This window comes from Novipirellula artificiosorum (genome assembly GCF_007860135.1).
GTDB lineage: Bacteria > Planctomycetota > Planctomycetia > Pirellulales > Pirellulaceae > Novipirellula_A > Novipirellula_A artificiosorum.
The window spans coordinates 468613-479643 of the sequence record NZ_SJPV01000003.1 but is presented as its reverse complement, the minus strand read 5'-3'; the positions used below and the strand labels follow the sequence as shown (position 1 = coordinate 479643).

The window sequence follows — 11031 nt, the reverse complement described above, 5'->3', positions numbered from 1 at the left end:
CTGGCGAACCTTCATCGACTGGCATATGCAATACGAAATCGATCAAGCTCACCCAAATCGAAACCTGATTCAGCACTACACTCCACCAAAGCTCGCATGTTGACCGGCGCAACGCCGGTTACACCCAATTTTGAAGGGATGCGTCTGATTAAGGACTGGTATGACGCCGGCCTGACTGGCGAGGTCAAAGAGGTCCATGCCTGGACATTCCGGTTTACACGATGGGTCTCGGTTATCCATCGGCGGTCTACATGCATGACTCCTTGGACTTTCGCAGCGAATTTGACGAGAAGAAGCCGAGTAGCGACGCCGCAATTTATATCTATGAATTTCCCGCCAGCGACAACAGACCTGCACTGAAGATCTATTGGTATGAAGGAGGCCGGATGCCAAAACTTCCCGAAGGTGTTCTTTCTGACTCTGCGGGAATGAAGTCGGAATTGGCCAAAGGCGGTTGCATGATGGTCGGAGACAAGAACACGATGGTTTCGCCAGGCATGAGACCCAATAACCCGAGGCTTGTTGACCATTGGGAGGAGATTAGCTGCAGTCCATTGGAACCAACGACGCCAAGGGCCGTTGGGAATCCTGTGCAGGAGATTATGGCTGCAATCCGTGGAGACATCCCGAAGTGTGGCTCCAATTTCGATTGCGCAGCACCTTTGACTGAGATGGTCTTGCTGGGAACGATTGCCATCCGCTCCGGAAAAAGGGTAATCTATGATCCTGCCTCGATGACTTTCTCGGTCAGTTCTCTTAACGCTTATGTCAAAGAGCCTGTTCGAAAAGGTTGGGAGTATGGCGAGGAGCTTGCCTAGAAATTCAAAGAAACTCCGAGAAGCACAATCAAAGCGGCAACGGTTACGTGCTTCCGCTGCCGTACTTGCCAAAAGTGTAATGCGCACCGCATGACCCGGAACTCCGAAAGGTCCCTCATGATATCCAGATCAATACTCTTTTCCGTTTACTGTTTTGCTTTCGCTTGCCCTGCCTTGATCAGCCAGGCGGTCGAACCTTCAAAATCCGCTCTTCCCGCGCCGTTTGAGCAGAACGACCTACTCTGGGAGTTAACGTTGGCATCCCGCCAGTACACTACCCCTGTCCTAGATAATGGCCAGCTCTTTCTCGGCATGAACGATTATTTCCTTGAGCACCCTGCACAAAAAACGACCGGCGGCGGTCTTTTGCAATGTCGGAATCCGGAAACAGGGGCTCTCGATTGGCAGATGGTGATTCCGCGGTTTGAAGAAGGTGATATTGCCCCGTCGCATTTCAATCGCTGGACTTGCGGCCTTTGTTCGCGTCCGGCACTCGACGAAAGCCGGCTCTACATTGTCAGCCCCCGCGGAGACATCTTATGCCTCGATCGCAAAGGACAGGCCGACGGAAACGACGGCCCGTTCAAAGAAGAAGCCGCCTACATGGAGCTTCCGGACGAAACAAAGATCCAAACCACCGACGGAGATATTATCTGGGCCCACAATATGCTCGAAGAGAACAAGGTCGTTCCGCACGATGTCTGCGGAAGCTCCCCGCTGCTCGTCGGCAACTACCTCTATGCCTGCACTTCCAACGGACAGGACAACAAGCACCAATTCATCGTGAATCCGAAAGCTCCGGCCCTGATCGTACTCAATAAAGATACCGGCCAGCTTGCTGCGGTTGAAAACGAGGGGATCAGCAGTCGAACGTTCCACTGCAATTGGTCTTCTCCGGTCGCAGCCGAAGTGAATGGAGAAACACTGGTGCTGTTCGGCGGCGGAGACGGGATCCTTTATGCCTTCGAACCGGTCACCGCAACAACGGGCCAGCCGCAGACCTTGAAAAAACGCTGGCAGTATGACTGCTGTCCCGAACGGTACCGCATCAAAGACGGCCAGTTGCAAACCTATTCCAATCACTCCAAACGCAGCCAGGAAGGGCCCAGCGAAATCATCGCCATTCCTACCGTCGTGGACGGACGCGTCTACGTTCCGATCGGGCAAAGTCCCAACCACGGCCCCGGACAGGGCATGCTATCCTGTGTTGATGTAGCCACCGGGAAAATGATCTGGGAATCCGATAAAGTTGCTCGCACCACGGCACAGCCCTGCGTGAAGGACGGGCTCGTCTATATCAGCGACTATTCCGGAAACCTCAGTTGCCTTGACGCCGACAGCGGTGAACTGTACTGGCAGCACGACATGGAATCCGGTGCCTGGTGCGCCTCCCCCGTCGTGATTGGGGAAAACGTCTACATCAGCACCGAAAAGCGAGTGATGTGGATTCTCAAGACGGGAACAAAGAAAGAAGTGCTGCATCGCGCACGCTTTCGATTATCCCCCATCACTCCAATGGCGCAGGATGGGACCATCTACATCCCCACGCAGAGACACCTGTTCGCACTGAAAGCCTCTTTTTGACCAGGAGTATTGTAATGCCCTTGATCAATCATAGGGTAAATCGGGAGGGTACTCCTCGATCTGGCAGGGCCGCTGCCAAACCCAAGCACTTATCGGGACGAATCGAATTTGAATGGCATCCCATCCTGCCATCGCCTTTAGGCGAGTGTTAGCCGTTGCGACTGCCTCGCTCGTTGCGTGGGCCACGGAATCGGATCACAATACAATTGCCGCTGACAGCCTCAATCATACGATTTAAGAGAAAACACAATGCAAAACCAAGCGAAAAGTCGACGTCATTTCCTGAAGACTTCACTTGCCGGGTCGGCCGCGGCTAGCGTTCCCTATTTCTTTTCGCGCACGCGGACGCTCGCCCAGGAAACGAAGTCGAAGAACGATCGCATGACCGTTGGCGTGATCGGTGCCGGTGGGATCGCTGGCTTGGCCCGGCACCCAAGGTGGACTATCGCTACATGAGCGGCGGCAAGAACGGAAAGTCGAACTGCCACTATGAATTCCGGTGGTGGTACGAGTACAGCGGCGGCAAACTGACCGACTGGGGGGCACACCATGTTGACATTTGCAACTGGGCATTAAAGCTAAACGGGCAAGCCGAAGGCCCCACGTCGATCGGTGGGTCCGCGAGCCATCCGGTCGAATTCAAAGGTGGTTTTCCAGTTCAAACCGATCGCTACAACACAGCGACTGAGTTTCAGTTCAAGGTCGAGTATCCGAGCGGTGCGGAGATGATCATAAGGAACGATACGGATAATGGCGTGCTGATCACCGGCGAAAAAGGACGCATCTTCGTGAATCGAAAGAAGGTCGTGGGCAAGCCGGTTGAGGATCTTCAGCATGATCCCTTGCCCGAGGACGCGATGGCCAAGGTCTACAAGGGACTTCCGTTGGAAACTGGCAGCAGTCGCACTGCCCACTGGGGCAACTTTCTTCATTGCGTTCGCGAACAAGAAACGCCGATTTCCGACGTCCACACTCACATGGAGATGTTGAACGTTTGCCACCTGGCCGGCATCTCGGCGCGATTGGGCCGTGACCTGAAATGGGACGATGTACAGCAACAAATCCTTGGGGATGACGAAGCCAACAGCTTCCTGAAGCGTTCGTACCGCAGCGGCTACGAGATTGAGATGTGAGCCTTGCTGGTCTGTCACACCTTGATGTGTGGCTTCGCGCGAATTTGTGGAGCGGACTTCCCGTCCGTTATTTGCTGACCGAAATGATGGACGGGAAGTCCGTCATACCCCGAGGCTGGACTGCAAAAAAAGGGCATTGCGTTTTGTGCAAGTGATGCGCTCAAGGCGTTCGATTCCAAGACTTAGGGTCGCTGCACCGCCTCGCGCCCCTTTTCTCGCGCTTCGCGATCGTTTTCAACCTTCCTTCGCGGTGTCGCAAATCAATAAGCCCATGTCGCATTTTGCCCTCGATTCGACGTCAAATACTGTTAGACTTCGAGGGGAAGTAGACGCAAATGCGTTGGTCTAAAGGATGCATCCCCGTGCCAGTCCATGACCTGGCCCACACCCAACGTTGAACTCAAACGACAATCCAATGAACCAAGACGAAACCCGCTCCGAACTGCTTTCCCTTTCCCATTTCCTTGGCGAAGAGCATCGGCATCTTGCCATTCTTGGGGAAGGCAACACGTCGGCGAAGATCGACGACAAGACGTTCCTGGTCAAAGCCAGCGGAAGTTGCCTTCAAACGCTCGGCGAAGACGATGTCGTCGCGTGCCGGTTCGACAAACTGCTTCCGATGCTCGACCAAGACGACCTCAGCGATCAAGACATCGAAGATCACCTACTCGGTTGCCGGGTTGATTCCGCTTCAAAGAAACCGTCGGTAGAAACTCTCTTCCACGCATATTTCTTGACGTTGCCGGAGATCAACTTCGTCGGTCACACGCACAGCATTCCCGTCAATCAAGTTTTGTGTTCACCGCTAGCCGAGAAGTTTGCGACCCAAAAACTCTTTCCGGATGAAATCGTATGCTGCGGTGCTGAGTCGGTGTTGGTTCCCTACACCGATCCTGGCCTGAAACTGTCGCAAACGATTCGTGACAAGACGAAAGCGTTCATCGAAAAGAGGGGCGCGCCGCCGCGAGTCATCTTGCTAGCCAATCACGGCATCATCACGCTGGGCAAGACGCCTGGTGCCGTCAAAGTCGCAATGCTGATGGCACACAAGTCGGCGGAAATTTTTGTCGGTGCCGCAGCCATGGGAGGTCCCGTCTTCATGTCAGCGGAAGATGTTGACCGCATTGCCAATCGTATCGACGAACACTATCGACAGCGCGCCTTGAAACTCTAAAGACTCATTACGACGTCGCTTGTCCTCACCATGGAAAATGCCACTCCGTTGACCAATTTGAACCGCGAGGAATCGTAGCCAGCGACTTGTCCCGGCGACTCCTCCGCGTGCCATGAGTGGTGCTAGCCTACGAAAAAACAAGGGACGCTACTTAAGGTAACACCATGAAACCGTTGTCGATTCTCTTCTACCTGTGTCTCGCGACGACTGCATTCGCGAGGGGCGCGGACCGCCCCAATATTCTGTTCATTATCGCGGACGATCAGTCGCCCTTCGATCTGAAGGTCTATGATCCGAAATCGGCCTTGGATACCCCGACCCTTGATCGACTGGCTGCCGCGGGGATGGTGTTCGATGGTGCCTATCAGATGGGGGCTTGGTGTGGCGGTGTCTGCACTCCATCTCGTCACATGATTATGTCGGGACGCACGCTCTGGCACATTCCAGACAAAACGAAACCCGGACGAAATCCGTTGTCGGCGGATCCAAAGTTCGTCCCGACAGAGCTAGCCAGCCATACGATGGCCGCAGTCTTCAACGAAGCGGGCTACGACACGATGCGAACTTGCAAGCGTGGCAACAGCTACGCGGCAGCAAACCGTCAATTTACGACCGTGCGTGACGCGACCAAACGCGGTGAAACCGACGAAACCGGTAGTGCCTGGCACGCTGCACAAGTCCTCGAGTATTTGCAGCAACGCGAGGCGTCCGATGACCGTGATCCGTTCTTGATCTACTTCGGATTCTCGCACCCGCACGACACCCGGATGGGAAAACCGGAACTGTTGGCCAAGTACGGTGCAGTCAACCACGGAGACAAGAACCGGCTGCCGCCTGCGAACGCAAAGCAGCCGCCTTTGCCAGTCAATTACTTACCCGCTCACCCGTTCGACAATACAGACATGAACGTCCGAGACGAGGTGAACGTCAGCGGGGTCTGGAAGAACCGGGATGAGCGCACGATCCGCAACGAATTGGGACGTGAGTACGCATGTAGCGAGAACATCGACATCCAAATCAGCAAGGTGTTAGAAAAACTCGAAGCGATGGGTGAGTTGGACAACACCTACATTATCTACACCGCCGATCACGGCATGGCGATTGGTCGTCACGGTCTGCAGGGAAAACAGAATCTCTACCAGCATACGTGGCGAGTTCCGTTCATAGCCAAAGGCCCTGGCATCAAGCCCGGGTCGCGAGTTGACGGTAATATCTATCTGCTGGATGTGTTGGCCACACTCTGCGCTCTCGCGGGAGTCGAACGACCGGAAACGTGCGAAGGCAACAGCTTCAAGCCTGTCCTGATGGGAGAGAAGAACGTTGTCCGCAATGTCCTTTATGGCGGCTACTGCGGTGGAAAAAAGCCAGGGATGCGATGTGTGAAGCAAGGCGACTGGAAGCTGATTCGATACGAATCGGCTGACGAAGGAGTGAGTCAGACGCAGCTGTTTAACCTTGCCGAAAACCCGAACGAGTTATTGATCCAGCATCACGACCCAAAGGTCACCGCGATGACGGGAACGAACCCCGGTCCGCACCAAGTTAACTTGGCCGACGATCCGAAACACGCTCGTAAGCTCGAAGAGATGGAGCAGCAACTGCTGACTCAGATGCGACTCCATGACGATCCTTATCGGTTCACTGGCCAACCCATGGACGCTCCCGAGCCAGAGGAGTGACGATCTGCATCGTGGTGCCAAAATCGATTCAGACGAAGTGGCCTGACAGGGCGAAAATCGATTTCCTAAGCATCGTGCGAGAGAAAACGGTTGGATGTCCAAGGGTGAGCGGCAAGGCGTTAGCCGCCGGTGTGGCGATAGAAAAGAAGAAGCGGATCCAGGAACTTGAATCTTCGTGACCCGATCTTGTTCCGTCACTCCGCCTTTGGAAACACGCGGCCGAAAACGAAACAACACACCGATTCCCTATGATCAAACCCTTTGCGACGGATACTCTATGAGCAAAATACCTCTCGTGATTTTCATCGCGACAATCGTTTCGTCAACTTCAATCATCGTCACCTGTTCGGCAGATGATCGTCCTCGCAAGCCCAACATCGTGCTGCTATTGACGGATGACCTTGGTTGGCAGGATGTGAAGTGCTACGACATCGACGAACCGTCGCCGATGGAAACACCGAACATCGACGCCCTAGCGAAGAAGGGTGTCATGTTTTGGCAAGGCTATTCGCCGACGCCAGTTTGTGCCTCATCGCGGTGTGCCATCATGAGTGGCATCCACGCGGCGCGGGCTCAAAAAACAAGTGTCCGTGGCGGTACACCACCGGTTCCGCTGAATCAGGCGTCCCGGGTGATTGCTCCCTGGCAGCGTTTTGGTCTTCCACCCGATGAACTGACGCTGCCGAAACTGCTGCAGCAGAATGGTTATGTGACCGGTCACTCGGGTAAATGGCATATGTCCAAAGGAGGCGAACGAGCAGATGCCAACCGCGTGCCCTTTGGCTTTGACTACACCCGATGTGACCGGGGATCGCGTCATGCGATGTCCGACCGCTTGAGCGGATTTGCGACGGATGCTGCTGACGATCCCTACCGACTCGACGCCAAGGGGTATCCTTATCACCAGACCAACGAAGACGCGCTGACGTTTTTGAAGCAGAACAAAGACAAACCTTTCTTCCTCTACTATGCTACCTGGTTGGTGCATGCGCCAATCCATACACGATCCGAAGCACACCTGCAGAAGTACGTGAACTTGCTGGGAACCGATCCGACCAACACACCCAAAAAGGAAACACCGGGTCAGCTGAATCCCTTCTATGCCGCAATGGTCCAGGAATTGGATTACTACGTCGGTCAAGTATTCGATTACCTGGATCAAACCGAAGACCCACGCTGGCCAGGGCACAATCTGAGCGAAAACACCTACCTGATTTTCTCATCCGATAACGGTGGGATGGAAGGATCACCGGCTGAACGTTTCACCGACAATCGGCCACTGCTTCGTGGCAAGATTTCGGCGATGGAAGGAGGCACGCGAGTGCCGCTCATTATCACTGGCCCCGGTATTCCTGCGGGTGTCCAGACCGATGTGATGGCAAACGGCCTCGATTTCTATCCCACCATTTTGTCCATGGTAGGCGTCGAAAAGCCAAGCCACAAACGTTTTGACGGCTGCGATCTGACTCCCCTGTTGCTGAGCGACCCAACCGATCCTTCACGGGTGACCGAGGCAGACGGCTCGGTACGCGACACCATGGTCTGGCACTTCCCCGTTGGCGTAGCCCTCGAGAGCACGATCCGCAGCGGCGACTACAAGCTGGTCCGCAACTACGACCATGTCAACAATCCGGAGACCCCTGAACTCGAACTGTATCGCCTTTACGAGACGGTCGACGGGGTTTCGAAGCGGGCCGATATCGAAGAGTCCAAGAACCTCGCGGAATCGATGCCGGAAAAAACGCAGCAGTTGGCTCAGAAGTTGACTGATATTCTCGATGGGATGAACACGACCTACCCCTACTACAATCCGGATTGTTCCGGACCGTTGCCTCACCAGCAAAACGTCCCGACCGTGCTGTCACTGACCCGCAGCGGCAAGACAGCGGAGTTGACCTACAAAGAGAATGGGGCGAAGGTTGTCCGCGCCGACCTGATCTATACGACCCATGGCGGCGACCGCGACGAAGAGTGGCTTCGCACTTTGGCGAGTGTGAGTTCGCAGGGCACCGTCACCGCGACATTGCCGGAAGGGACGACTCATTACTTCATCAATCTGATCGATGAAAACAACTTTCTGGTCAGCTATCCGAAAGTAGCTGGCGACAAACCATCCTACGCAGCCGATGCGATGGAGTCGGGGGCGATAGGCACAAGTGTGCAGTCGACGGAAACAAACGAACCACGCTCGGCCGCGGAATCCGAAAAGTTCAGTCAGGTCGACACCAACGCCGATGGAAAAATCAGTATCGAGGAGTACCTGGCACCCTTCTACACGGGGTTTGAACGTAAGGACAGAAACAGCGACGGCGTGCTAACGCCCGATGAGCATGCGCACGCCTCATTCGAAGGGGCTGACAAAGACAAGAATGGGCATCTCACCCGCGAGGAGTACCTGGCGATCCATCGTCGGCACTTCGCAAACTTCGATAAAAACGGAGATGGCTACATCACGCCAGACGAAAGGGTGTCGGCAAAAAGACGCTAGTGGACCGTCAGCATTAAATGAGGCTCTTCCACGGAATTGGTGGGTGATCCTATCCAGGCTGGCGGTTTTCTTAGGCATGGCATGGCAGGGCAGAAAGAATGTCCAGCGAGGATGATACACATTGGATGTCTCTCCTCCGATAGAATCGGCATGAAGATGGCAGACCGCTACCCACCAATTCCGTGGGGGAGGCAACAAAGGGGGACTCGTACTAGGATGGGAAACTCGACGATCGAGCACGAGCACGAGCACGAACGACAAGGCCGCGACTTGCGATCGGTGAAAGTCATCGTGGCGGCGTTCCGTTAGGTCCGAACCGTTCTGCAATGAAACCGCATCAAACCTGCATGACGAACAAATGAAATGATCACTCTAAAAGTCACTGTGCAATTTATGACCTACGGATTTGTCCTGCTGGCCTTCGCTGGTTCCGTGTCTGCGGAATCACTTAGCGGTTCACGCCCGAATGTTATCCTCGTGATGACGGACGATCAGGGGTACGGCGATCTGGGCTGTCATGGAAATCCGATACTGAAGACGCCCAATCTTGATCAGCTCAGTCGAGAAGCGATCCGCTTCACCGATTTCCATGTCAGCCCGTTCTGCACGCCGACGCGTGCGGCACTCATGACCGGCAACCACCCGGGATACTCGGGCGCCTACCGCACCAGTTCGGGACGCACGATGCTGCACCGGGACGAAAAGACCCTTGCAAATCTTTTCGGCGACAACGGATACGCCACCGGCATGGTTGGTAAGTGGCACCTCGGTGACAACGCCCCGCACCGACCCCAGGACCGAGGTTTTCAGGATGTCGTTTGGCATCGTTGCGGTGGAATTGGTCAAGCTTCTGACCACTGGGGGAACGACTACTTCGATGACACTTACGAACGGAATGGAAAGTTTGAGAAGTTCGAGGGCTATTGCACGGATGTCTGGTTTCGGGAGGGGATCCGTTTTGTGGAACAGAACCAAGACAAGCCGTTCTTTCTCTACCTGGCGCTCAACGCGCCGCATGGCCCGTACCGTGTGCCGGAACAATGGGCAAAGCCCTATCTGGGAAACAAAGCGGTAGCGAACCCAAACTTCTACGGCATGATCGCGAACATCGATCACAACTTGGGGATTTTGCGACGACGAATCAGCGAACTTGGGCTGGCCGAGAATACGATCCTGATTTTCATGACGGACAATGGGACGGCCGCAGGCGGGAAATTCCAGGGCTTGGATTCGAAACCACTCGTCGGCTTTAACGCCGGCATGCGAGGCAAGAAGTCGTCGGTCTTTGATGGCGGCCATCGCGTGCCGTTCTTCATGTATTGGCCGCAGGGTGGCTTAAGGGGTGGCAAAGAGATCGAGACACTCGCAGCCCACATCGACGTGCTGCCAACCCTGGCGGATCTCTGCGATATTCCGGTCCCAGAAGCTTACCAACCGGACGGCGTCTCTTTGAAACCGCTGCTGCAACCCTCGGGCCAGCCGTGGATGCGGGATCATCACGTGTTGCAGTTTCATGGCGGTGCGGGGGCCAAAACGCTGCCTTCCAAACCGTTCGCGTATTCGGTCGTCATGACGCAGCGCTGGCGACTGGTGAATTCCGATGGGGAAGGGTTGTATGATATCCAGGCTGATCCCGCCCAAAGCAACGACGTCGCGAAAGAGCATCCTGAGGTCATGACCAAGTTGCGTGCTCATTATGCCCCGTTTTGGGAAAAGGTATCGCCTCGGTTGACTGCGGTTCGGATCGATGTTGGAAGTCCCGCAGAGAATCCGACCGTCCTCTGTTCGCAGGATTGGTACCTGCCCAGCGGAAACCCTCCGTGGAATTTCCAGGCGATCAGCAAGCTGCCGCGAGTCACAGGCCCGTGGATGCTCGAAGTCAAACAGGCGGGCCGTTACCGGCTCACGCTTCGACAATATCCCAAACAAGCCAACCAACCTGTGATCGCCGTCAATGCGAAAATCGAAGTCGCCGGACAGACGCAAACGTTGCCGGTGGAACCTAACAGCAAAGGCGTCGTTTTTGAAGTCGATCTTCCCGCCGGTCCTACGGAATTGGTGACCTGGCTCTATGACAAGCATGGAAAAGCGGGTGGAGCCTATTTCACGGAAGTCGAGGCGATTCATTGATGCGAAGGGGTGCTGCGGATCGACC

Annotated in this window: 8 protein-coding genes; all 8 read left to right on the top strand. The window is 55.0% G+C overall.

All coding sequences use genetic code 11. The features are described 5' to 3' along the window. The first annotated feature begins 251 nt into the window (after positions 1-251). The 8 genes from Poly41_RS11640 to Poly41_RS11605 all read left to right on the top strand — a co-directional run bounded on the left by Poly41_RS11640 (position 252) and on the right by Poly41_RS11605 (position 11006). Complete coding sequence (locus Poly41_RS11640) at positions 252-818, top strand: hypothetical protein (protein ID WP_146526332.1); 567 nt, start codon at positions 252-254, stop codon at positions 816-818. 117 nt (positions 819-935) lie between these two features. Next, entirely contained in the window at positions 936-2402 is a 1467-nt protein-coding gene (locus tag Poly41_RS11635) for a PQQ-binding-like beta-propeller repeat protein (protein ID WP_197231235.1), read from the top strand. Between the two features lie 249 nt (positions 2403-2651). Then, positions 2652-2858 carry a twin-arginine translocation signal domain-containing protein gene (locus Poly41_RS11630; protein ID WP_146526330.1) on the top strand — a complete coding sequence of 69 codons (207 nt, stop codon included), beginning with the start codon at positions 2652-2654 and terminating at the stop codon, positions 2856-2858. Then, the gene (locus tag Poly41_RS11625; protein ID WP_231615604.1) at positions 2840-3535 is read left to right on the top strand and encodes a Gfo/Idh/MocA family oxidoreductase; all 696 of its coding nucleotides are present in this window, start codon (positions 2840-2842) and stop codon (positions 3533-3535) included. Before Poly41_RS11630 ends, Poly41_RS11625 begins: the two co-directional genes overlap by 19 nt. 415 nt (positions 3536-3950) lie before the next feature. After that, positions 3951-4709, top strand: a complete 759-nt coding sequence (locus Poly41_RS11620) for a class II aldolase/adducin family protein (protein ID WP_146526329.1) — start codon at positions 3951-3953, stop codon at positions 4707-4709. A 164-nt stretch (positions 4710-4873) separates the two neighbouring features. Then, positions 4874-6388, top strand: a complete 1515-nt coding sequence (locus tag Poly41_RS11615; RefSeq protein ID WP_146526328.1) for a sulfatase-like hydrolase/transferase — start codon at positions 4874-4876, stop codon at positions 6386-6388. A gap of 277 nt (positions 6389-6665) precedes the next feature. After that, positions 6666-8876, top strand: coding sequence for a sulfatase-like hydrolase/transferase (locus tag Poly41_RS11610; RefSeq protein ID WP_146526327.1), 2211 nt, complete (start codon positions 6666-6668; stop codon positions 8874-8876). A gap of 363 nt (positions 8877-9239) precedes the next feature. After that, positions 9240-11006: an arylsulfatase gene (locus Poly41_RS11605; protein WP_146526326.1), complete on the top strand. Its 1767-nt coding sequence runs from the start codon at positions 9240-9242 to the stop codon at positions 11004-11006. The last annotated feature ends 25 nt before the right edge of the window (positions 11007-11031 follow it).